We start from the raw sequence: 23138 nt of genomic DNA, 5'->3' as shown, positions 1-23138 counted from the left end.
GGCGCCCCGTGTCTCGCCGCCCGCGCCGGCGCCCGTGAAGGCCCGCAGCGGCGGATGCGTCCTGCTGCTCGCGGTCGTTGCCGTCGTGGTGGTGTACGCCGCGACCAGGGAAGAGGAGCAGCGCCCTCAGGAGGTCTGTATCTCGGTGGCCACCGCCAACCCGGGTGAGCACCAGTATGTCGAGCGCCGGTGCTGGACGGAGAGTCCCGGCGAGCGCCAGCCGGCGACCCGCACGCCGTTCGGGCCCGGGCGGGGGGAGACACTGCTCAGGGATCCGGACCGGGCGTAGCCCACCCCTTTCACAACCCGCCGCACCCATGACCTCGTGTTCGGCCCCACCGCCCCACTGCCCACCCTGCCCAACCCCGACAGCGCGTAGGGCCAGACCCTGCCCGCCCGCCGACCCGCCGACCCGCCGACCCGCCGACCCGCCGACCCGCCGACCCGCCGACCCGCCGACCGCATCATTGCGCGTCAGGTCAAAACGCGCCACGACCCGAGTTCCCTCGGCCCGGGCTTCTCATCGTCACTTGCTATGACCGGCGAGGATGAAGGCGGATCCCTATGACTCGGCAGGGGCGAGATGCCACACGCCATGGGCCAGGTCGAGCGTTGCCGTGTAGTCGGCCCGCTCCGGCAGTTGCTGGCCAAGGCGCCACCTCTGCGACTGGGCCGACAACTCGACGGTCACCGCGGTCTCGGATGCGGTCCCGACGACTCCGGTCCAGTGGGGGCTCTCGGCAAGCAGCTGCTCCGGCAGCGTACCGTCCGGTTCCGGGACTGCTACCGGTGAGGCTCCACCGGCACCGATCAGAGCGGACCCGGCCGGCAGGGCCAGCAACCGGCCGAGGACTGACCACGGAATGGTCGAATCCGTTGATTCCACCATCAAGTAGCAGTCGTCGTGCCCGGAGAACCAGAATCGGGAGCCATCAAGGTGAGGGAGGACCGGCTCGTCCCAGGCGGCCGTACCGATGACCAGAGCGACCTCATCGAGCTGCTCAGGCGTCGCGCCCGTCGGCACATCGACCAGCGACAGCTCGTAGGGCGACCAGCCGCTGCTCAGGAATCGGAGCAGGCTGTCCCGATGCATCACCAGGAACTCCTCACCGAGGTCGATGGAGTCAGAGGCCCACGCCCCGACCGGGTGGACGGTGCAGTCGACCCCTTCCTCCGCTGCGATCAGGGACGGCCGCCACTGCTGGTAGTCCTCGTGCAGAAAGCTGTTCGTCGCCAGGTTCACGACGACGACCGTGTCGTTCGCCGTGCGAGCGACGATCACGCCGCACTCCTGATCGTCAGCAACTCCTGGAACCTCCTGCAAGTGGTCTATACCATGAGCCTGATTCCGCTCGGGTTCTCCTGGGTGGCCTTCGCCGTCGCCAACCGGGAACACCGCATCCTCCCGGCGTGGCTCGGCACGTGGGGATCCTGGCTGGTCGCCGCCGTCAGCATCCCCCAGGTCGTCTTCGTCTTCGTCCACACGGGGCCCTGGTCGCCGACCTCGCTCGGGCCCTTCCCCCTGCAAGGCGTACCCATGTGCGCCTGGACGACCGCGGCCGGCATCGCCTTCATCCGGCGCGGCCGAGCCCGGCCGCCGGGAAGCCACCGTCCCGCACCCGCGGCACCGTGACCGGCAGACGGTTCCCAGGCATGCCACGGAGGCCACCGCCGTCGAGCGTCCCGACCAGGTCGCGACACCGGTCGGCCTCCGCGTGCCGCCCCAGGCGGCACGCTTCCAGTCGGCGGAGTCCGAAGGCGTACACCGTCTTGAGTGACACCTGCGCGACATCGCCAAGTGCCCCGCCGTCACCACCGGCGCAAGGAAGGACCAGTACCCCTCACCCGCCACCGCCATACGCATGCTGCGCGAACACGACGAACAGACTGCCACGACGACAAGCACGTGATCACCCCGCTACTTTGCGGCTGGGGTCCGAGCCTTCAAGCGGAGCTTGCGCCCGCGCCTGACGCGTCGCCGCTCCTCCCGCTCCGCGTCGTCGACGGCATCCTGCCCGGCTTGTCCCTCCGGGCCGCCCCGTTCTGCCGGGCGTTCTCCGCCTCGTCAGCGGCCTTCTCCAAGGCGGTCAGCGTGTCGGGATCCAGATGCATCCCAGCGGCATCGTGGTGTGCCCGGACAGTCGTGGAGTCCACGCCGCCCAGGGACAGGTCCACCTCACCACGCCTCACGGCCCCGGCGATCGCACCCTCCAGCAACGCCTCGAAGACGCCGGCGTCACGCCACTGGCGGAAGCGGTTCGAAACGGTCGACCAGACTCCGAACTCCCGCGGCGTCTCCCGCCACTGGGCACTCGTCCTGAAGCGCCAGATCACACCCCCGAACTGCTGTCGCAGCCGCTCCGGATACGGGCCGCACTCGCCGATCGGCAAATACCGCCCAATGAACTCCCGCTCCGCGTCGAACAGTTGCGCGCGCGCCACGCAACAGGATCTACCGGATCAGGACCTACCCACGCAGGCGAATCCCACAAATTGATCACAACCAAATACGCGCCCTTGCTCCTCACAGCGCCCCCCAGGCCACCCGCGGCCCGCCAGCTGCCTCCACCCGCCGCACCGAGTGGAGGCAGCCACTCACAACGCCACACCACCGTCGATACGCAACACCTGACCCGTCACGTACCCGGCCTCGGGCGAGAGCAGGTAGGACACCATCGCGGCCACCTCCTCAGGCGTACCGAAACGCCGCAACGGTATCCGCTCCAGGACCGCTTTCCTGGACACCGAGGCGACCATGTCGGTATCGATGAAACCGGGAGCGACGGCGTTGGCCCGCACCCCGAGCCGCGCGAACTCCTTCGCCATCGCCTGGGTGAGAGCGATGATCCCGGCCTTGGACGCGGAATAGTTGGCCTGCCCGGCATTGCCGACCACCCCCGCCGCCGACGACAGGGTGACGATCGCACCGGCCCCACGCCGAGCCATCGGACGAGCCAGCGCACGCAACAGACCGGCCGTACCGTCGAGATTGGTCCGCACGACGGTGTCCCACTCGTCATCGGACATCAACATGAGCGGCCGATCCCGAGTGATCCCCGCCGAAGCCACGCCCGCCACGATCGGCCCGAACCCGGACTCGACCTCGGCAACGAAGCCACGGACCCCGTCACGGTCGGCAATGTCCACACGCCGGACCAGCACCCGCCGCCCGCAATCGCGTACCTCCCGGGCAGTCACTTCAGCCGCCACGGCATCGGAACGGTACGACAACGCCACATCGAAACCATCACGCGCCAGGCGAACCGCGATGGCCCGCCCGATCCCCCGCGACCCACCAGCCACCAACGCCACCGGGCCAACACCACCCACCCCACCCACACCATCAGACGACACACCCACTCCTCTCCCAGAGAAGCAACGAGCGTCACCCACACCCCTCAACCACACCTGGCAGAAGACTTAAGGGAACGTTGGATCCACGACGCCCAACTGCACCCAGCTGCGCCCGGTTGCGCCGGGCTGTGCCCGGCTGTGCCGGCCGCCCGGCGAGGACCGGGGGCGCGATTCGGACACAAGCTACCGACCGGGCGGGCAGGCAGGCGGGCAGGCAGGCGGGCGGGCGGGGTGGTATCTCACGTCATCGCTCCTGGAATGTGGCAGGACGGTCGTACCGGATCTCGACCCACGTCGGCCGGTCGGTGAGAGGTCAGTGATCAACTCCGAGAAACAGGACCGTGGCCCAGTCGCTGGTGACCAACAGCAGGTTGCGCGACCATACGGCACCCATGCCCATCCGCGGGCCGTCGACGTCGCCGGAGCTTCGGACGGGCCCCAGATGGGCTTCGATGAGGTCGGCGATGCCATCGGCGAGTTCGCCCGCCCGCCGGATCTCGGCGGGCGGGCGCAGGTCGACGCCCGGCCACCTGCCGGCGGGCTGCATGATGCCGGCGGTCACCTGCCGGCGCAGGATGTCCCGCCAGGCTTGCGGTGACTCGAACGGATCGACAGACACCGCCACCTGATATCCACTGGGCCCCGCGTCGTAGACGGCTTGAGCGAGACGCTTCATCCGGTCACGACCGGGTGTCGTCCCAGCCACCGGGACGACATGGAAGAGGTCGATGGACGACACGTGGTTGCAGTCGTCGAGCAGCTCCTCAAGCGGTTCGGCCGCGGCGTCCACCGCGGCCGGAGCGTCGAGCGGATTCAACATGGGCGTCCGGGTCCTCCGTGCGGTTCTGCGCTTCGGCCTCAGTGTGCCAGCCGAGCACGCTCATGCTGCGAGGCTTTCGGGGCGTCCGACGAGCCGACCACGTCCGAAACGGGCCCCGGCGCGGACCGGCGGGACGAACAGAACCCGCACCCCAAAAATCTTCGGCGACTTCCCCCGCCACGGCGGAAGAACCTTCGAGGAAGACCACTGCCGCTCGCCCGAGGCCCCGTCCACGCGGCAGCCGTTCACACATGCCGCAGTGACCTCGACGGGACCCACCGCAGTGACCACGGCGCGGGACCGGCGGTGGCCGTCGCGGACCACCAGACGTCGGCCGGCCACGCCGGTCGCGGCTGCCAACTCCGCTACGTACCGGAGGCTTCCGCCTCCAGTGCGGCGGCGAGCATCCGTCGGGTGCCCTCGCGGACGATCCCATCCATCACGGACCCGGACTCCGCGGAGCCGTCAGCGGTGACCACGCCGAGCACGGGCATGCCTTCCCGACCCGTAGTGCAACGGGGGCCTACTCGGTGACCATCAACAGATCACTCGGGAAGGCACACCCTCCACGCGCCCTCCCGAAACTGTTCCACAGGCCTTGAGCATTGCCCGGCGCGAACCTCGGGCACGAGCACCGGGCGACCCCGGGTGAGGGCGGTCCCGGGGCTCCCGCCCCGGGATGGGAGCCCCGGGCGGGAGCGGTCCAGGGTGGCGTGGTCGAGCCTCCTGGGGTCGTTCGAGTGCCGGCACGGGCAGGCACCGGCACTGGTGCTCAGGTCATCACTCCGGGGATGTCGGGCAGGACGGTCGTACCGACGGGCCGGTCGGTGAGGGCGGTCCTGAGGACGGCGCCGCGCTCGCGTCCGTCGATGACGTGCGCGCTGCGGACTCCGTTGCGTACGGCGTCCAGGCATCCGCGCATCTTCGGAAGCATCCCCGAGGACAGGTGAGGGAGCAGGTCCTCCAGTTCCTTGGCCGTGAGCCGTTCGTAGATCTCCCCGGTGTGCGGCCAGTTCGCATGGAGACCGGCGACATCGGTGACCAGGAGGAGCTTCGAGGCGTGCAGCGCGGTCGCGAGGGCCGCGGCCATGGTGTCGGCGTTCACGTTGTAGACGTGGGTGTCCTCCGTGCTGCGCGCGACGGAGGAGACGATCGGGATGAGGCCGTCGGCCAGCAGGGTCCGGAGGAGTCGCGGAGCGACGCGGGCAACCGCTCCCACCCGGCCGATGTCGACGGGTCGCCCGTCGACATCGGGCCGGTGCCGTACGGCGGTGAGCATGTCCGTGTCCTCGCCCGTGACGCCCACGGCGAGCGGCCGGTGCTCGTTGACCAGGCCGACGAGCTCACGCTGCACCACACCGGTGAGCACCATCCGTACGACGTCCATGGCGGCCTCGGAGGTGACCCGCAGGCCGTTCCTGAACTCGGAGGCGATACCACGACGTTCGAGCTCGGTACTGATCTGCGGCCCACCCCCGTGGACGACGACGGGCCGCAGCCCGGCGTCACGCAGTCGCACCACGTCACGGGCGAAACCGCGACGCAGTTCGTCGTCGGCCATCGTGCTGCCACCAAGCTTGATCACGACAATCTCACCGAACACGCCGGGCGCGTCGGGCACGTCGGGCACGTCAGACGCGACGACGGTGCGGCCGGAGGCGGCGGCGACGGGACGTGTACTCATCAGAAGTCGGCACCGTTCTCGTAGGCACGGACCGAACCGGGACCCTCGGTCCGGGCCACGCCCCGGGCACCACAGGCCACCGGGCCGGCAGTGCCAGCGAAACCCCGACGAGTCGACCCGACAACACCCCGGCCCGAAGGAGCCGACATGCCGACGCCCTCACCCACCCCCACGACACTCCGACCGCCCCCACGGGCCGGAACCGTCTCGCGCACCGAGCCGGCCGTCGTGACAACCACCCCCGCTTCCACCGCTCCGGTGAAGGAAGACCCGGCCACCTCCTGTGCCGCCCCGCCCGGCGAACAGTCCACCGGACGTCCTACACCGATCAACCCAGCCGACCAGCGGGCCACCCCATCGACGGGAACGCCCGGCAGGTGACCGACCTCGCCGACGGACGCCCGCGTGCCCGCGGATCCGTCCGCCCCGGAACAGGCTTCGGCGTCAACGGAGTCGAGGATCACCAGCGGTGTCGGTCCGTCGGCGACCACTCGCTTCGTCCGGGTGACGGGCGCCGCGGCGACACGGGTGGACGTGAAGGCGCCGGCGCCGGCCTTGCCCGGGCCGTGGGTGACAGCCAGGGCCAGGACGGGTGTCCCGGCCGGACTACTGCCGGCGGCGGCTTCGACCGCGGCGAATCCCTTCGACGTCGTCATGCTCATGGGGCGGCTCCTATGGTGGTCAGTCCGGTGTCCTCGGGAGATCGATGGACAAGGTTCATGCGCTGCGCAGCGTCGCCCGCGGCCCCCCGGTGGTGGGGCTGAGGTGGATTCCATTTCCTGTTCGGCGAGTTGAGGCAGGCACGGATGGAACACCCCTCAGCAGCCGACCGACGTCGGCGGCCCTGGCGAGGGATCCGATGCGCTCCCCGGGATGGTGGAGCGGAGGCCTCCGCATTTCACCGCCCACGCGACCGCCGAATCCGGCAACGGCTCCTCACAGCGTCATTCCCCCCGCCCCCTCCCGCCCTCCGGCCGGGAGACCGTCTGTGAATTCTCTCGCCAGGCGCCGCGGACACTACCGGCACATCGAAAGCAACCCACTCCACGGTAGACACTCCCGGAAGCATTCACACCGCGGCACGTTGTCCTGTCCACAGGACACACACCCCATGCACGGCCCACGACACAACGCCCAAGTCAGCACCTCGACAACGCCTTTGGGGACACCGCAGCCGTGCGACACCCTCCCGACGGCAGACATTCCCACAAGCAATCACACCGTACCGGCACATCGTCCCGTCCACAGGACACACATCCATTGCACGACCGGCCGCACGACAGCCAAACTGGCACCCAGACCACGATTGTTGGGGACACCACGGTCGTACCGCACCCTCACGACGGCATCGCGGCGGCTCCGCCGTTTCCCGGCACCTGCGGGGCTGATGCCACCGGCCCGCCCGCGGTGCCGGACAGCGACGACTCCTCACCCCACGTACGCAGGGGCCGACACCGCCGTTCCCCTGCGTGGAGGGACGGCCTCACACCGGCCGCCCCGGAGTTCCGGCCGGACCTCCCGGCCCCGACGAAACCGAATCCCCGCCCCGCACCGAGCCGATCGCCCCAAGCAAGCCGCCCACCCCCCATCACGCATCACACGTCCCGCCAAGGACGGTCCCGCGATGACCGGTCACCACTCCGGAAACGGCCGAACGTGGTCCATCAACCACAACAACCTCCGTCCAGCCGCCGCCTCCTCCGGCCGCACCGAGGACGCCACACCTTCGAAGACCGACCGGCCCGCGTGGACAGCCGCCCTCGCGGCCGTCTCCCAACCGGGTTGCCGCCCGAAGCTCACAGCGCGCCTGCCACCCCCGGCCGCCGCAGCGGCACAGTGCCACTGGTCGGCCTGGCAGATACTCCCCAACAGGTCCAACATCTCAGCCTTGCACGCCACATGCGGACTCCCGACCAACTCGACGAGAAACGGGACCACGCAGGCCGTGACCTCACCGACGACGAACCCGAGCGCGCACACGGAATCACCCAGCTCATCGATCGCGACGCGAGCCACATCCTCACCGCCGTACGCGATCCGGGACAACAGGAGGGGAACACCACCCGCCGGAGCCCCCGCCGCATCACGCAACTCCGCCCAGCGAACCCCAGAGAGACTCCCCAACACACTTCCCACGCCCTGCTCCTCCACAGACCCTCACACCACACCACCAACGACCCGACACCGGCACCCTCACCGGACAACACCCACCCGCAGACGCCGCAGCGACCCGATGCCGTGATCCATCCCGTAGCCCGAGAAACCACCACACCGGAACCACCCCGGGCAACCTCCCTCACCAACCCACACCCACACAAGCCCAAAGAAGCCCACCACCACCCCCCAACCACAACAGCACCGGCACGGTCGGGCGGCAGTCCTCATGAGTGAGAGCGGCGGCCGACGATGAGCAACGACAGGCACCCGAGACGCAGCCGACCCCGAAGCCTGCCGCCTCCGGACGCACCACCGCAGAATCACCTCCGCCCGACTCGGCCAGACAGACGACCACCCCCGCAACCGTGAGCTGAACGCACCACCCGACACCCACACCCCCACCAACCAACTCACCACCACCGGCACGATGCGATCACGACCGGTCGTTGCCACCGGGCCGTCGGAGTATCGCGACCCCGCCGTCAGGAATGCGGAGGACGCCCTCGAACGGATCCGGCACAATTCCCATCGCTACCCTGAGGCGGTCGACAGCCTGACGGAAAGCGAAGAAGCACCTTGATCTCTGACTACCAGCAGCGACTGCGCGAACGGTTCCTGTCCGTGCCCGTCACTCCGCCGCCCGCCCCCTGGCGGCCGGTCCTGAACCGGCGCACCCCCATCGGCGGACTGCTCGGCATCGGCTTCGCCCCCGCGCCCGACGACGGCCGCGACCTCGTCATGGTGGTCTCCCTCGCCGGCCACGGGCTCTTCGACGCCGTCACCGGCGAGAAGATCGCCCGGGACCGTGACCCAGACCCCGACGACAGCACCCCGGACGCGGTTCCGGACCTCTCCTGCCCCGGGCTCGGGCCCATCGCCACGACCCGAGTACGCATCGCCGGCCTGTTCGGTGGCGGACTGCACACCACCACCGTAGACGGCTGGACCCTGGACGTCGTCAGCCCCGAATGGCCGCACGACCGCGTCCTGCTGTCCGCGGACGGCGGAGTGCACGACGGGCCGCACGGCGAAAGCTGGTGGCACATCTTCGACGCCAACTACTCCGAACTCCGGGCCGCCGGCTTCTCACCCTCCGGACGCACCCTCGCCGTCGCCACCAGCAGCGACCTCACCCTCTGGACACGCCCGGCACCCGACACGGCACCCCCAGCCGAGGCCGGCGCATGACACGCGACGGACCTTCGGCGGCACCATCATCGAGGCCGGCACCGGCTCCTACCGACTCGCCACCACCCGCACCCGAGCCGAAAAGGCGGCCGTCGGCTGACCGGGCTCACGCGTTTCACCACTCTCACGCAGAACCCTCTTGAGGCCCTCGGAGACAACGGTCTATCGTCAGGACACCAGTTTTCTGACCATCTGGAAGTCTTTATGCCTCGCCGTTCACCAGGCGAGATCAGGGCCGAACAGTCCCCGCGCAGGGGAACCGGCACCAGGCAAGTCATCACGGGCTTGTCCGCTGCGACAAATCGACAGATCGCGCAGTTCGAGGCGCGACACCGGCTGCCCCCTGGGTCTGTCGCCCATGCCTTCCGGGCATGGGCCTTGGCGCTTCATGAGTGGCCAGACCATGGATCCAACCGTGGACACGGGACCACGGACTGGAGAGACCGGCACGCCCGAACGCTCCTGGAAGGGGCGGCCGCATCCATGCGACGAAAGGCGCGTCGTGAACTCCTCACAGCGGTCGCGCCTCTGGACGACCACTTCCTGGCGCGGACACTGCAGGATCCCTTCGCACCTGCCTTCGAGCCTTGGTGGAAGCGTCGACTCAGATGACGACCTACTTCCAGACGCCACCCGACGGCGCCGCTGACTTCAGGCGCTGCTGCTTCTCATCGACATTTCCAGCCACTCGGAGCGGGGACCGCTGCTGAGATCCGTCGACATCCGCTCCCCCTTCCGACCTACCGAGCCACGCGATCCTCGTGGAGACACCGCACCAAGTCGCCGGACGGGCCGTCAAGGTGCCCGGACCGGGTCGGCAGCGGACCGTCATAGACGCCCGCTGTCGTCGCAGGGTTGAACTCTTCGTTCGGCCGGCAGAGAACGGACGAACCTGCCGTCCCGTGCCACGAGACCTTGACCATCCGCCGAACGGTCTCGCCCCGGGCGCGATCTCATCCGGTCGGGGCGTCTGCTCCGCCGTGCCCGGTCCCCGGGCCGTCGGTCCCAGCGAACCGTGTCGGTGCGGTGAACGTCGGGTCGTGGCCGGCCAAGGCGCAGCTGGCCGCCCACAGCCGCGCCGCGGTCGTGGTGTCGGCCATGTGGTTCCAGGGGGGCTCGATCCTGGGCCTGCCGCGCAGCCCGAACGCTCGGGGGCTCACCATCTGACCGCCGCGCACGCCCGGGTCGAGCACCACCCGGACAGCGGGCCACGCGGCCGCGTCCTTGCCCTGGACGAGAAGGCCAAGCGGCAGGCGGCTCTCCCGCTCGGCTGCAGCGGCTTCGGCCACGTCGACCTCACGGTGGTCCGGCGCAACGCGATCGTCACCGTCAGGTTCTCTGCGCTCACCTACTCCGGCATGACCCTCAAGGACGTTCCCAGCGCCACCGCCGAGGCCGCCGCCATCGCCTGCGCAAAGGATGCGCTGGGTACGCTCGCCACTTCGTGAACCCTGCTCCGGACCTGCACGTACGCCCGCTCACCGCCGTCTGACCGGGCAGCAGACCGGGCAGGCGGGGTAGGGGTGTAGGGGAACAGGTGCGATCCGCCTCAGCCGCCGGAGGAACTGTGCCGGCCGTGGCCACGGCGTTGCACTCGGTGGCGGCCGGTTGGGAGTACCGAGTTGGAGCGGGCCAAGATGGTCCGATGAGCCAACAGACAGACGGTGCAGCCGAAGCGGTCCCGAACGAGTCGAAGCGGGGAAGCTTCCGCTTGGCGGCCTACGCCGTGTGCATCGAGGACGGGCGGGTGCTGCTCGCCCGTCACGTGTCGAACAACTGGACTCTTCCGGGCGGTAGGGTCGAGCACGCGGAGGATCCGTTCGACACGGTGATCCGGGAGGTTGCGGAGGAGACCGGCTGCTCCGCAGTGGTCGAGCGCCTGTTGGGCGTGGACTCCAGGGTGATCCCCGCGGCCGTCGCGCGTGCGGGAATCGAGCACCAGAATGTCGGCATCTTCTACCAGGTCCGTATCACCGGCGGCCGGCTCCGGCCCGAACCGTCCGGCGAAACCGTCGAGTCGGTCCGGATTCCGATCCCCGAGGTCGCTCGCCTCCGCCGCTCGTCGCTGGTCGACATCGGCCTCGCCCTGGCGCAGGCGGTTCCGGCCACCGGCCACGTCGCTCCTGTCCCGGTCGGCGGCCTGATCCAGCACTGAGGCGCCTGTCGGCAGACTCGAACATTCACTGGCGCGGAGCAGGGCCATGCTCGACCGGCCACCTCGACTGCAGCTGCGTAGGCGGTCATGACAGCCCCGGCCGACGGCGGTCGGCTCCCTGCCGTACGGTCCGGAGGTCGGCTGCGACATCGAGTTCCGGGACTCCGCTGCCCCTCCCCCGCGGCCACCGCCACCGCCACCGCCACCACTGTCGCCGGCGCCACCTACCCGGATTTCTGCGGGACCGTTCACCGACATCGAGTTCCGAAACGGGATGCCGACGCTGTCCACCTGCGGATTCGTCACCACGGACGCGAGCTCCGGCGGTCGTCGCTTCCCGACGCCCGCGCGAGGTCTGGTGAGCACCGACCTTGCGCGGCCGACGCCCCTCGGTGCAGGGCGGCCGGCGCCGCGGTGCACGCCTTGCCGAGTGATCGTCATAGAGGGCTATAGTGCTAGGCAACTAGATAAATGGAGGAACCGGTGATTGAGTTCCACCTGGACAGCCGGTCCGGCCTGTCCCCGTACCAACAGCTGGTCCAGCAGGTGCGGCACGCTCTGCGCCTGGGCCTGCTGAAGGAGGGCGACCGGCTGCCGACGGTCAAGGACGTGGCCAAGCAGACGGCGATCAACCCGAACACGGTGCTCAAGGCGTACCGGGAGCTGGAGCACGAGGGCCTGGTGGCCGCCCGCCCCGGCGTCGGGACGTTCGTGACCCGGACACTGGCCGACGGCACGCTCGCCGCGCAGGGACCGCTGCGCAAGGACCTGCGGCGCTGGCTGACCAAGGCCCGCCTGGCCGGGCTCGACGACGAGAGCATCGAGGCGCTGTTCGTGAACACGTTTCGCAACGCCGCCGGAGAGGACGTAGCGTGAGCACTGTCCTGCGAGCCCAGGGCTTGGGCAAGAGGCACAAGCAGCGCTGGGCGCTGCAGAACTGCGACCTGGACGTCCCCGCCGGCCGGGTGGTGGGCCTGGTCGGCCCCAACGGCGCCGGCAAGTCGACCTTGTTGAAGTTAGCCTCCGGCATGCTGACCCCGACGGCCGGCACCATCGAGGTGTGCGGCGGTCGTCCCGCTGCGGGTGTGGAACAGCTGGCCAAGGTCGGCTTCGTCGCCCAGGACACCCCGACCTACTCCACGCTGAGCGTCGCCGACCACCTCGACCTCGGCAAGCGCCTCAACCCGAACTGGGACGACGCCGTGGCGCGCGACCGGATCCGTCGCCTCGGCCTCGACCCCAAGCAGCGGGCCGGCAAGCTGTCCGGCGGCCAGCGCGCGCAGCTCGCTCTCACCCTGGGCATCGCCAAGCGCCCGGAGCTGCTCATCCTGGACGAGCCGGTCGCGGCACTGGACCCGCTCGCCCGGCGTGAGTTCATGCAGGACCTGATGGAGGCCGTCGCCGAGTACGAGCTGAGCGTCGTGCTCTCCTCCCACCTGGTCTCCGACGTGGAGCGGACCTGCGACTACGTCATCGTGCTGGTCGACTCCCGAGTGCAGGTGGCCGGCGACATCGACGACCTGGTCGCCTGCCACCACCGGCTCACCGGACCGCGCCGGGACGCGGACGGGCTTCCGGCCGGCCGGCACGTCATCACCGCCAGCCACACAGCCCGGCAGACCACTCTCCTGGTGCGCACCGACACCGCGGTCCACGACCCGTCCTGGACCGTCAGCCCGCTGGGTCTGGAAGACATCGTCCTGGCCTACATGGCCCGACCCGCCGATGCGGTACGTGACACCCGACCCGCGCTGGAGGTACTCCGATGATCTGGCTGACCTGGCGCCAGCTCCGCACCCAGGCCGCCGTGGTGGTCGCCGCCGTGGCTGCCCTCGCCGCCGTCCTCGCGGTCACCGGCCCGCAGTTGGCCGACCTCTACCGAGCGGCCGGCAGAAACCTGGTGGACCAGGTCTCCAGCACGGACCAATCCCTCTACTACACCGGGCTGTTGGTCGTGCTCGCCGTGCCGGCGGTCATCGGGATGTTCTGGGGCGCGCCGCTGGTCTCCCGTGAACTGGAGACCGGCACCCACTACCTCGCGTGGAACCAGGGCGTCACCCGCACGCGTTGGCTGGCGACCAAGCTGGGCCTCGGTGCGGCGGCCTCCATGACCGCCGCCGGACTGACCAGCCTCGCGGTGAGCTGGTGGAGCAGCCCCATCGACCGGGCTGTCGACGGCGGCGGCGCGACGGACACCTACTTCCCGCGGCTCGACCCCGTGGCCTTCGCCGCACGGGGTGTCGTCCCCATGGCCCACGCCGCCTTCGCCTTCGTCCTGGGCGTCGCCCTCGGCCTCGTCATCCGCCGCACCCTGCCGGCGATGGCCACCACACTCGCCCTCTACGCCGCCGTCCAGCTCGTGGTGCCGATGTGGATCCGGTCCCACCTGGCCGCTGCGGACCAGACCACCCTGCCCATCGAGCCCGACGGCGCCCCCATCAGCATCCAGGACGGCGCCGCGCAGATCGTCGCGCACCTCGAAGAAGTGCCCGGGGCCTGGGTCGTCTCCCAACAGACCCTGAACGCCGCCGGTCAGCCCGCCCCCGTGCCGTCGTCCTTCGCCGACTGCCTGCACACCGAGTCGGGCCCACCCACCCTGCAGCAGGTCGACGGCTGCGTCGCAGACCTCGGCGCCCTGGGCTACGCACAGCAGGTGAAGTACCAGCCCGCCGGAAACTTCTGGGCTCTTCAATGGGCCGAGACCGGGCTCTACCTCGGCCTCGCCCTGGCCCTCACCGGGTTCTGCGCCTGGTGGATCCGCCGCCGAGTGACCTGACGGACACCGGTCGCACCACGGAAGCACCCGCGAGGGGCAGCCGGGTCCCGGCCGCCCCTCGCAGCGCCTCGACAGGGCCCTCTCGACCGGCGGACAAGGCGGAGCCTCCCGCGGGTGGGCGATGGTCCCGGGTTCGAGGAGGGCTTCCTTGTCCGGGACCGGCTGCTCGCGCGCAGCCGACGGTGCCGGCCGTGACCGGACCCGACTCTCCAGGTCCGGTCACGCCGGCGGCCCGGGGTGGGCCGGGATCAGCGCAGCCCGGCGAAGAGGTCGTTCTCGGGTACGGCCGCGCCGGTGGTGTCCCGCACCCGCACGAAGGTCTCCACGCCCATCAGCTCGGTGAACCTCTCCTTGCCCATCTTCAGGAAGAAGATGCTCTCGCCCTGGCTGGCGTGTGCGGCCAGGGCGTCGAACTTCTGGCCACCGAACGCGGTGGTGTCCACCCAGGTGGTGATCTCCTCGTCGGGGAGTCCGAGCTCGGGCATCGCGGCGGCCTCGGCCGGATCCGGCTCCTCCCAGTCCGCGCCGAACTCGCGCATGACCTCCCCGAACCGCTGCATCGTCGAACGCGGCGCCGTCGTCCAGTACACCTTCGGCGTCATCCCGGTCAGCGCCAGCGCCGCCATCGTGACGCGGTTCGCCTGGATGTGGTCGGGGTGGCCGTAGAACCCGTTCTCGTCGTAGGTCACCACCACATCGGGCTGGTGGCGTCGCAGGAGTTCGGCGATACGCGCGGCGCCCTCCTCAACGGGCGTCTGCCAGAAGGACCCGGGCGCGTCGTTGGCCGACCAGCCCATCATCCCGGAGTCGGCGTAACCCAACAGCTCCAGGTGACTGATCTTCAGGACCTCGCAGCTCGCCTCCAGTTCCTGACGGCGCATCGCGGCGACGGCTGCCGGATCGTGCCCGGGCTCACCCGGCTTGACACCCCCCGGTCCGTCACCGCAACCGCCGTCGGTACACGTGACCAGGACGGTGCGCATTCCCTCGGCGGCGTACCGCGCGAGGACACCCCCTGTCCCGGTGGCCTCGTCGTCGGGGTGGGCGTGTACCGCCATCAGGGTCAAGGGTCGATCTGCCATGGAAGCCATCCTTCGGTGTGAAAACGTGCTCGGTCCGAGTCTGCGGTACGCGGGCAGGTGCCCGCCGCACAATTCGGGATGACCGGGCACACCGAGGGACTGGGGGCCGGGGGCCGGGGCCCGCGACCCGGGAGCCGGGAGCCGGGAGCCGGGCTGCCTCCTCGCCGTCAGTCGATGAGGCCGAGCCGCTGTCCGCCCCGGCCGTGCAGTCGCCTGAGGAAGGCGAGCACGCCGGCGGAGCCGCCGGCCCAGCCGGCGCTCGACCGGGTCAGGCCGACGTCCGGGAACACCGGAGCCGACGGGGTGCCGCCGCTGCGGCTCAGGATGAGCGCGGCGACGGTCTCGGCGGCGTCCCAGAACTCCTCGGCCCCTGACGCCTCGGCCCCTGACGCCTTGGCCCCGGACGCTCTGGCTCCTGACGCCTTGGCGACGTCCACCATCAGGTCACCGACCCCGGACAGCCCGCAGCACTGGGTGACCAACGGCATTCGCGGCGCCAGCACCGCACAGGTGCGCGCGGTCCGCTCCGCGAGGACGAGGTAGTCGGGTTCGCCGAGGCGGTCGGCGGCCCGGACGAGCACCGCCCCGATCCCGGCCAGGCCCCGGCACCACGAGCCGTAGCGGCGCGTCGCTCCCGGGCGGGACGCCGCCGCGACGAGGCCCGGTGTGATGGCGGCGAGGTGCGCGCACGCCTGCCCGGCCCTGCGCGCGGCGGCGGGATCCCCGCTCGCACTCGCGTACTCCAGCAGGAAGTACGCGACACCCGCCTCGCCGTGGGCGAGCCCTTCGAGCAGGGCGGCGCTGCCGGCCGTACCGGCGCCCCCGGGCGTCAGCCTGGCCGTGTCGGACGCCAGCATCCGATCGCACTCGGCGGCGACGGCGAGGTGCCGGGCAGCGAGTGCGCTGTCGCCGCCCGCGAGGGCGTGCCGGGCGAGCAGCAGGCGGCCGATGCCGATTCCGGCGACGCCCTCGATCAGGTCCGCTTCCGGCGGTCCGCCGTCCGGTCCCGTCGTGGGCAGGACCGGGTGGTGTCCCGGCCCTGCCGTGCCGGCCGCGCCCCCGTCCCCGGCGTGCGGGGTCGTGCCTGCCTCGGCGAGGAAGAGTTCGACGCCGGTGCGGCCCGAGTAGAAACCCGGTGTCAGGCTCCTGGACTGGCTCGCCGTCCACTGCGCCAGGGCGTCGACGGTCTCGCGCACCCCGGGCCGGTGGAGGTGGTGGAGGAGTTCCAGGCCGAGCCCGGAGCTTCCGGCGTAGACGTCGACCGGTGCCGGGATGTTCGCGCGTGCGGCGAGCACGGGGTCCGCGATCCTGCGGGCCTCGTCGACGCAGTACGCGGTCGTGTGCGCGATGATCTCCTCGATCAGGCCGTCGCCGACTCGGAGCCGGCCCGGCCCCAGGGACGCCCGGCTCGCCGCCGGCGGCCCGGACACCCTGGGCGCCCCGGTGCGGAGCCGGTCGGCGCCGGCCGTCCGCACGGCCGGATCGAAGCTCGTCAACTCGGCGATCACGGCCCGGATCCACCGGTGGTCGTCGCCGGGAAGCGCCCATGCGAGGCCGGCGAGGGTGCGATCCCGGTTGACGGCCCGGTCGGCGTCGACGATCACCGGATCCATGCCGGTGGCGGCGAAGCAGAGGGACGCGCCCAGGGCGTAGTAGTCGTCGGCGGGCTCGGCCGGTCCGGTCGAACGCCGTACCGGGTCGCTGTAGCCGGGGGTCGAGCCGTCCGGACCGGCGCCGTCGACGGCGCTGATCCCGAAGTCGATCACATGGCACCGGCCCGTGGCGTCGAGCACGACGTTGTCGGGCTTGAGATCGCGGACGACCACGCCCCGGAGATGGATGCCGTCCACGACGCGGAGGAGCCGGGCGGCCAGATCGTGCAGCGTGCGCGACGGCCGGGCCTCGTCGTCCCGGTACGGGCCGTTCTCCTGGACGTCCCGCCGGAGGTCCCGATCGCCGCAGTCGGTCGTCACCAGGTACTCGTCCGAGCGGTGCCGGAAGTAGTCGAGCGCGCGGGGTACCCCCGCGACGGTGTCGAGCGCGGCCAGGACCGTCCGTTCGTTGCGCAGCCGGTCACGGGTGTCCGCACCGGACTCGTCCTCGGCAACGAAGGCTCGCGCCTGCTTGACGACCACCGGCAGCCCGGTGACCCGGTCGACCGCGCGGTAGACGTTGCCCTGCGGCTTGCGCACGATGCCGCCGGTGACCCGGTAGCGTCCACCGTCGAATCCGAGCGAGGGGCGCGGCCGGGCGCCCTGCCCGGACCGGTTCTCGAAGGGGTCCTCGGCCCAGGGCGGGCAGCGGTACGCACCGGTGGCGAGGCCGTCGAAGACCCGACCGTCCGGGCCCACCATGACCGACTCCAGTCGCCCGCTCCGGCCGGTCCGGTAGTCGCCGGTGAATGGCCCGTAGCGGTAGTAGACGGGGGAACGAGGATCGACCCGCCGATCGCTGACGATCTGCGGACCCTCCCGGCCGCGCAGCACGGCGACGAGTTCGTCGGCGAGCCCGACGACGGTGCCGGGTGGCGGATAGACCGTGATCGCCTTCCCGACGGCACCCGCGCTCGACACGCCTGAGTTGATCGCGCGCAGGGCTTCCGGACTGCCGGCCCACTTCGCGTGGCAGACGTGGCGCAGCAGCACCGGCAGGACGAGGCCGGTCACGGCGTCGAGGTCGGCGGGCCGGGCCGAGACGTGCAGCTTCCAACCGTGCTCCATCGCCGGCATTCGCGGATCGTTCAGGTACGACCAGGTGTCATCGGACCATCCGCTGCGGCCGGCGATGGGCGCGGCCATCGTCAGGAGTTGAGGTCGCAGGCGAAGCGCGTGGTCGCGGTGACCCACGGATCCGCGAGACACGCCGTGACGTCGTGGTCGCTGCGGTCGTCGTCGTCGAACACGACGGCCTCGTCGTCGAACACCAGCGGACCCGCGTCGCGGATCTCGTCGATCAGGGCAGTGGGCATGTGACGCCTCCAGGTCTTGTCGTGCGTCCCGCGACGGTACGGATCGCGGCCGTCGCCGGACCGCCGGGCCCGATCGGGCCGCGGTCCTGACCCCCGAAGGTAGGTAGGAATGATTGGCCTGACAAGGGGTCAGAAGCCATCGAATTCACGCGATCGACATAATCGTGGAGGAGTGATGTGCGGCAGTTCGGCACCAGCGGGCCGGGATCACAGCACCTCACGACGCCGCCCTCGGCATCGAGGGCGGCGGGGAGCACCGCCACGAGGGCCCGGCGCGAGGCGAAGGGACGAGGGCCGGAACAGGCCGCCGACGGCGACGACCACCGGCGGCCCCTCCGGATGCCCGCGTCAGTAGACCAGGATGTCCCAGTGGCTGCCCTCGTTGCAGTACAGGTTGCCCGAAGCGGCCCTCCACTGCGGGTAGCCGTCACCCCGGAGGCCGATGTAGGTGAAGCTGTTCTGGATGTAGCCGTCGATGCAGGAGTTGCGGGAGATGTCGACCTTGTAGCCGTTGTAGTGGCTGTAGGTTCCGGAGGCGTGGCCCACCTCGGTGCCACCCGTGATGTTGATGGCACAACCGCTGGACTGCTTGAGGGTGATGATCGTACTCACCGTGCCGGAGTTGATCTGCTCGAACGAGGTGCAGGTGGAGTTGGACCGGGTGGTGCATCCGCCACTGGAACTCCACGTGATGCCGGCGCTCCTGAACTGACCGGCGGCCGTCGACTGCGACAGCTTGGTGCCACTGGCGCCGGCCGTGGGCGCCGAGACGGCGAGCCCGGCCAGGGCCAGGGCGACGACGGTGGCTGCGGTACGGGGCTTCATCTGCTCTCCCGGTGAGGGCGGTGGACTTCGGGCTTGGCCCCGGTCACGGCCGGCCGGACACGCCCGGCCTCGACCTGCCGGGCGAGCAGTCGAGCGCCGGGCGGGCGGGGCCGACCGGACAGGGGGTCTCGCGAAGTGCGCTGTTCCGGCGGTGCTCCCGGCCCGCGCGGGGCGGATGATCTGCCCAAGCCCCGACCGTGTTAGCAGGACTCCGGGGCACCGACGAGAGGGTTCCGACGAGAGACCCCCGACGAGATGGCCCCGACGAGATGGCTCCGACGGACTGGGACGGGGAGACAGGCGGGTCCGGGGCCGGCCGGGCCCTGCGACGCGCGGAAGGGGAAACAGGCCAGTGGAGGGTCCGTGCGGGAAGCGGTGCGACACCCAGGATGAACCCGATGTCGTCTATGCGAGTAGACCTCGGCCTGTGAATTTCGCGTGGCGACCACGTGTCCGAACGACCGGAAAGGCAGCTGCCCCGGGCGACTCCCGGGTCCTGACGCCTCCGCCCGACGGCGCCGGCAGCGCCACGGCTTCCAGGCAGGCACGCCCACCCGGGTGTACGGCAGACCGCCCCGGCCGCGACCGCGCACGACCGCCCGTCGAGGAACGGACACAACTCGGGCCACACCAGCTGGACTTCACCACAGAAGATGCCCGCAGTCGCCGCCGACGGCAGATGACCTCCAAGCCGCCGAGCGGAGCGAACTCCCAGCCCTGGGCGGCCTTCGACTGACGTCCCCGCCGTCCCCGCCGTACCCGTCAGTCCCCGCTGTCCCTGCCGCCCCCGCCGCCCCCGTCAGTCCCGTGCCGGGACGCGGGGAGGGCGCCGTACACCGGTGTCGCAACGGCCCTGACGAGGCATCATGAGGGAAGGCATGCATGACCGCCGAAGGCGATCTCCGGCGCTCGTGCCGGTAGCCGACGCGAGGCCTGGCGGCGCGCTGGAGATCAGGCGAGAGTCGGCAGAACGGAGGATCCGGGATGCGCCCCGTCCGCAAGGCGACGCCGTTCGTGGTGTTCGCGCTCCTGGTCGCGCTGCTCACCCTCACCGACGACGACAAGTCCGGCAGCAGCAAGCAGGAGAACCGCCCGACCAATCCGGGCGGACGGATCGACCCCTTCCCCGCCTTCCCTCCCCCGCTCCCCCCGCCTCCGCCCTACCCCGGGTGGCCGGGACCTCCACCAGGCAGCGTGCCGTTCCTCCGATAGTCCTCACCGGTGCGCCCCGAGCAGCGACACCGTCGGGGGCACGGTGCGGCCGCGAGGGCGCAGAGCCGAGGCGCGGGGCCGGGCCCGGAGCCGGGGCCCGGAGCCGGGGCGGGCCTTCGGGGACCGGCGTGTTCCGTACGGTCCGCGGCCGAGGCGCTCCCCCTCCTCGGAGGCGGCGCGGATCAGCCGGTCGGGCGGCACCCCTGATCCGGCTTCCGAAGAGGCCGAGTCAGGCCTGCGCGTGAGGCCGGGACGATCCCGTCGAGCCGGATCCGTCCGGGCCGCCGCCGGTTCGGCCGATCGTCCGGCCCCTGGCGAGCCGAGCCGGTGCGCGCGCCAGACGCCGGACGACCGTCTTCCTCCGCCTCATCCTCCGACGCGCCTCTTCGCCCCACCTCCCGCCGCTCGTCCCGCCGCTCCTCAGGGCCTGCGGGGAGCCGACCCTGAGATCAGTGCGGCGGCGATGAGCCGGCCCAGTCCTGCGGCGAGTCCGTCCGGGGTGCGGTGCTGGAGGTAGAGCGTGGTGAAGACCGGGCCGGTCACCAGGGCGTGGACGAGGGCGACATCGGGAAGCGCGTGGAGTTCATCGCGGGCGACGGCCCGTTCCAGGAGGCCGTGGATGCTTCCCAACTCACGGACGACGAAGGTCTCGTGGAAGCGGGCGGCGAGGTCGGGCGAGGTGCCGAGGTCGGCGAGCAGCCCCAGCACCGCGCTGGTGGCGGCCGGCGCCGACAGATGGTCGACGATCTCCTGGACGAGGGCGGTCAGGTCGCCCTCCAGGGTGCCCGTGTCCGGAGACGCGGGCAGGTCCGGGGTGTGGATCGCGGCGGCGAAGACCATGTCCTGCTTGGTCGCGTAGCGCCGGTAGATGGCCGCCTTTCCGATACCCGCGCGCTCCGCCACGGCATCCATGGTCAGGCCGGCGTATCCGGCGCGTGCGAGCAGTTCGCGGGTGGCGGTGAGGATCGCTTCGTCCACCCGGCTGTCTCTTGGTCGTCCCATGCCGAGATGATACGGTACCAACAGTTTCGAAACCGTCGGTCTCGTAATGGGGGAGCCATGAACCTCTGGGCAGGTCGCATCCTGGTCGTGATGGGCGTCGGACACCTGGCAGTCCTGGGTGTACAGAACGCGGAGTACGTGGACGAGTGGTTCAGCGGTGCGCTCTGGGGGCTGCCCCGGGACGAGTTCGTGCATCCGGGCGGGGCCAACGGGGCGTTCTGGATCGTGGTCGGCAGCTTCGCCGTTCCGCTCCTGCTGCTCGGCCTCCTCGTCGACCGGCTCGCCCGCACGGGCATCGCGGTACCGCAGTCCGTCGGCTGGGGCCTCGCCGTGTGGTGCCTGGTGGGGGCGACGATCCTGCAGCCCACGCCGCTCCTGCTCGGTCTGGTCCCTGCGCTGCTGCTGATCCGCTCGGCCCGACGCGCTGCCGGCTGAGCACCGGGACGCCCATCGGTCCCGTCACCGGACGAGCCCGTGCCGTCCTCGCCTCGCCCCGCCCCGCGCCCGCTGATCAACGGGCAGGCACGCGATACGGCACGGCCACCTGCCGAACGGCACACGCCGGCCGGGCAGCGGCTCAATCTTTGTGCCGATCGGCATATGGATTCACCGGACCACCAGGGGCGAAGCTTTAACCGTCCGAGCCACAGCAACAACAAACCACCAACGACACAAGGGAATTCGTCATGCTCAAAATCGCCCTAGGCGCTGCGGTCGCCGTCGCCGTCCTGACCGGAACGGCCGCTGCGCGGCCCGTTCCCGCAGCCCCGTCCGCGTCCGCGTCCGCCGACAAGAAGCCGGCGAAGGCCGCGAGCGTTCACGGAGCGGCACGCATCTCCTACATCGAGTCGATCGAGGACGACATCCGCTTCACCATCCACGCCGAACAGAAGCCGTTCACCCGACCGTTGCTCCCCAAGGCCCCCCGCGGACTGGCCACGGACGCCGAGGGCACCCTGGAGATCTCCCACACCTTCCCCGACGGGACCTCGGCGTGGGCGGAGGCCGAGGTGGACTGCCTGGTCACCAGCCGCAGGACGGCGACACTGACCGCAGTCGTGACGAAGTCGAACGTGGAGGAGGTCGGCGCCCGGCTCGGCATCAGCGTCCAGCAGGGCGAAACGGGCGAGCCGGACCGCGTGGGCTTCTCCTGGGGCGTGGTGAACATCGACCCCGAGACCGTCGACGAGAACGGGCAACTCGTCAGGCCACGGACCGGAACGTGCATGGCCCCGGCGCCGTTCACGACCGTGACAAAGGGTCGCTTCAAGGTGGTCCACGCCGACATCAGGAAGACCCCCGCGCAACCCGAAGGGGCGACCGGCCGTGGCTGACACCCTGACTGCCGGTTCGCCCGCACAGGTCGCACCGGAAGTGCCACGTTCGGTCTGGCTGGCGGCACACGCCGCCGCACTGACGCTGGTACCGTCCGGGGTGTGGCGCATCGCCATCGCCTTGGGCTGGGACTCCGGTTTCACCACCGATTTCCTCGAACCGGGGAACTTTCCCGGCGCCGGGTCCTTCTACCTGATCGGACTCAGCCTGCTCGCCGAGACACTCGGCTTGCTCACCCTGGGCTTGGTCCACCGATGGGGCGAGGAAATCCCCTCCTGGGTACCGGGACTGGGCGGCCGACGAATCCCCATGACGGCCGCGCTGATTCCTGCCTCGGTCGGTGCGGCCCTTGTCACCCTCATCACGTTCACCGGCGCGCTCACCTGGAACGATGTGGAGAACATGGGGGCCATCGGCTCCCCCGACGGCGGCCGCTACTGGTTGATGACCGCCTGCTATCTGCCGCTGCTGGCCTGGGGGCCGCTGCTCGCTGTGGTCACGGTGGCCTACTACCGCCGACGCCGCCGGTACTGAGCCGGCCGCCGGCGGGCCTGGAACCCGTGCGCGGCCCGCGCGCCCG

23 protein-coding genes and 2 pseudogenes are annotated in these 23138 nt (G+C 70.8%); 12 read left to right on the top strand and 13 right to left on the bottom strand.

Annotated features, from left to right (window positions below):
* The coding region (locus AC067J_RS24495; RefSeq protein WP_478302516.1) for a hypothetical protein at window positions 1-289 on the top strand (289 nt) is incomplete at its 5' end.
* A gap of 273 nt (window positions 290-562) precedes the next feature.
* Here the strand turns inward: AC067J_RS24495 and AC067J_RS24490 are convergent.
* Window positions 563-1282 carry a hypothetical protein gene (locus AC067J_RS24490; RefSeq protein WP_478302514.1) on the bottom strand — a complete coding sequence of 240 codons (720 nt, stop codon included), beginning with the start codon at window positions 1280-1282 and terminating at the stop codon, window positions 563-565.
* Between the two features lie 54 nt (window positions 1283-1336).
* Between AC067J_RS24490 and AC067J_RS24485 the strand changes: the two genes are divergently transcribed.
* Window positions 1337-1633, top strand: a complete 297-nt coding sequence (locus AC067J_RS24485) for a hypothetical protein (protein ID WP_478302513.1) — start codon at window positions 1337-1339, stop codon at window positions 1631-1633.
* 309 nt (window positions 1634-1942) lie between these two features.
* Here AC067J_RS24485 and AC067J_RS24480 read toward each other — a convergent pair.
* The 7 genes and pseudogenes from AC067J_RS24480 to AC067J_RS24450 form a co-directional block, all read right to left on the bottom strand.
* Window positions 1943-2442: pseudogene (locus tag AC067J_RS24480) on the bottom strand (transposase); the annotation flags it as partial.
* A gap of 153 nt (window positions 2443-2595) precedes the next feature.
* Window positions 2596-3354, bottom strand: a complete 759-nt coding sequence (gene fabG, locus AC067J_RS24475) for a 3-oxoacyl-ACP reductase FabG (protein WP_478302511.1) — start codon at window positions 3352-3354, stop codon at window positions 2596-2598.
* A 313-nt stretch (window positions 3355-3667) separates the two neighbouring features.
* The gene (locus tag AC067J_RS24470; RefSeq protein WP_478302509.1) at window positions 3668-4174 is read right to left on the bottom strand and encodes a hypothetical protein; all 507 of its coding nucleotides are present in this window, start codon (window positions 4172-4174) and stop codon (window positions 3668-3670) included.
* Window positions 4175-4330: 156 nt separating this feature from the next.
* Window positions 4331-4662, bottom strand: a pseudogene (locus AC067J_RS24465) (IS256 family transposase); the annotation flags it as partial.
* 284 nt (window positions 4663-4946) lie between these two features.
* Window positions 4947-5858, bottom strand: coding sequence for an acetylglutamate kinase (gene argB / locus AC067J_RS24460; RefSeq protein ID WP_478302507.1), 912 nt, complete (start codon window positions 5856-5858; stop codon window positions 4947-4949).
* Window positions 5858-6520 (bottom strand): bifunctional ornithine acetyltransferase/N-acetylglutamate synthase, encoded by a 663-nt coding sequence (locus tag AC067J_RS24455; protein ID WP_478302506.1) that lies wholly within the window; start codon window positions 6518-6520, stop codon window positions 5858-5860. Before AC067J_RS24455 ends, argB begins: the two co-directional genes overlap by 1 nt.
* 970 nt (window positions 6521-7490) lie before the next feature.
* A complete protein-coding gene (locus AC067J_RS24450; protein ID WP_478302504.1) occupies window positions 7491-7994 on the bottom strand; it encodes a hypothetical protein in 504 nt (167 codons plus the stop codon).
* Window positions 7995-8591: 597 nt separating this feature from the next.
* Between AC067J_RS24450 and AC067J_RS24445 the strand changes: the two genes are divergently transcribed.
* The 6 genes from AC067J_RS24445 to AC067J_RS24420 all read left to right on the top strand — a co-directional run bounded on the left by AC067J_RS24445 (window position 8592) and on the right by AC067J_RS24420 (window position 14134).
* Window positions 8592-9203, top strand: coding sequence for a hypothetical protein (locus AC067J_RS24445; RefSeq protein WP_478302502.1), 612 nt, complete (start codon window positions 8592-8594; stop codon window positions 9201-9203).
* Window positions 9204-10243: 1040 nt separating this feature from the next.
* Window positions 10244-10651: a hypothetical protein gene (locus AC067J_RS24440; RefSeq protein WP_478302500.1), complete on the top strand. Its 408-nt coding sequence runs from the start codon at window positions 10244-10246 to the stop codon at window positions 10649-10651.
* Window positions 10652-10848: 197 nt separating this feature from the next.
* Window positions 10849-11358, top strand: coding sequence for an NUDIX hydrolase (locus tag AC067J_RS24435; RefSeq protein WP_478302531.1), 510 nt, complete (start codon window positions 10849-10851; stop codon window positions 11356-11358).
* A gap of 471 nt (window positions 11359-11829) precedes the next feature.
* Window positions 11830-12234 (top strand): GntR family transcriptional regulator, encoded by a 405-nt coding sequence (locus AC067J_RS24430; protein ID WP_478302498.1) that lies wholly within the window; start codon window positions 11830-11832, stop codon window positions 12232-12234.
* Window positions 12231-13127 (top strand): ABC transporter ATP-binding protein, encoded by an 897-nt coding sequence (locus AC067J_RS24425; protein ID WP_478302496.1) that lies wholly within the window; start codon window positions 12231-12233, stop codon window positions 13125-13127. The genes AC067J_RS24430 and AC067J_RS24425 overlap by 4 nt, the downstream gene beginning before the upstream one ends.
* On the top strand, window positions 13124-14134 hold the full coding sequence (locus AC067J_RS24420) for a transporter (RefSeq protein ID WP_478302494.1): 1011 nt from the start codon (window positions 13124-13126) through the stop codon (window positions 14132-14134). Before AC067J_RS24425 ends, AC067J_RS24420 begins: the two co-directional genes overlap by 4 nt.
* A gap of 248 nt (window positions 14135-14382) precedes the next feature.
* Here AC067J_RS24420 and AC067J_RS24415 read toward each other — a convergent pair whose 3' ends face one another.
* The 4 genes from AC067J_RS24415 to AC067J_RS24400 form a co-directional block, all read right to left on the bottom strand.
* Window positions 14383-15216 (bottom strand): PIG-L family deacetylase, encoded by an 834-nt coding sequence (locus tag AC067J_RS24415; protein ID WP_478302492.1) that lies wholly within the window; start codon window positions 15214-15216, stop codon window positions 14383-14385.
* 167 nt (window positions 15217-15383) lie between these two features.
* Complete coding sequence (gene lanL / locus AC067J_RS24410) at window positions 15384-18014, bottom strand: class IV lanthionine synthetase LanL (RefSeq protein ID WP_478302490.1); 2631 nt, start codon at window positions 18012-18014, stop codon at window positions 15384-15386.
* 2 nt (window positions 18015-18016) lie between these two features.
* Entirely contained in the window at window positions 18017-18184 is a 168-nt protein-coding gene (locus AC067J_RS24405) for an SflA family class IV lanthipeptide (protein WP_478302489.1), read from the bottom strand.
* A 348-nt stretch (window positions 18185-18532) separates the two neighbouring features.
* Window positions 18533-19009, bottom strand: coding sequence for a hypothetical protein (locus tag AC067J_RS24400; protein WP_478302487.1), 477 nt, complete (start codon window positions 19007-19009; stop codon window positions 18533-18535).
* A 984-nt stretch (window positions 19010-19993) separates the two neighbouring features.
* On the opposite strand from AC067J_RS24400, the gene AC067J_RS24395 reads away from it, so the two are divergent.
* A complete protein-coding gene (locus AC067J_RS24395) occupies window positions 19994-20221 on the top strand; it encodes a hypothetical protein (RefSeq protein WP_478302485.1) in 228 nt (75 codons plus the stop codon).
* A gap of 420 nt (window positions 20222-20641) precedes the next feature.
* Here the strand turns inward: AC067J_RS24395 and AC067J_RS24390 are convergent, their stop codons facing one another.
* A complete protein-coding gene (locus AC067J_RS24390) occupies window positions 20642-21223 on the bottom strand; it encodes a TetR/AcrR family transcriptional regulator (protein ID WP_478302483.1) in 582 nt (193 codons plus the stop codon).
* A 57-nt stretch (window positions 21224-21280) separates the two neighbouring features.
* Here AC067J_RS24390 and AC067J_RS24385 point away from each other — a divergent pair, with 57 nt between their 5' ends.
* The 3 genes from AC067J_RS24385 (at window position 21281) to AC067J_RS24375 (ending at window position 23092) form a co-directional block, all read left to right on the top strand.
* The gene (locus AC067J_RS24385) at window positions 21281-21658 is read left to right on the top strand and encodes a DUF6463 family protein (protein WP_478302482.1); all 378 of its coding nucleotides are present in this window, start codon (window positions 21281-21283) and stop codon (window positions 21656-21658) included.
* A gap of 251 nt (window positions 21659-21909) precedes the next feature.
* On the top strand, window positions 21910-22557 hold the full coding sequence (locus AC067J_RS24380) for a hypothetical protein (protein ID WP_478302480.1): 648 nt from the start codon (window positions 21910-21912) through the stop codon (window positions 22555-22557).
* Window positions 22550-23092 (top strand): hypothetical protein, encoded by a 543-nt coding sequence (locus AC067J_RS24375; protein WP_478302478.1) that lies wholly within the window; start codon window positions 22550-22552, stop codon window positions 23090-23092. The genes AC067J_RS24380 and AC067J_RS24375 overlap by 8 nt, the downstream gene beginning before the upstream one ends.
* The last annotated feature ends 46 nt before the right edge of the window (window positions 23093-23138 follow it).

The sequence above is a fragment of the Kitasatospora sp. NPDC042419 genome (assembly GCF_056437345.1).
Note: the sequence above shows the minus strand (reverse complement) of the source record. Positions and strands in the feature narration are given on the sequence as shown.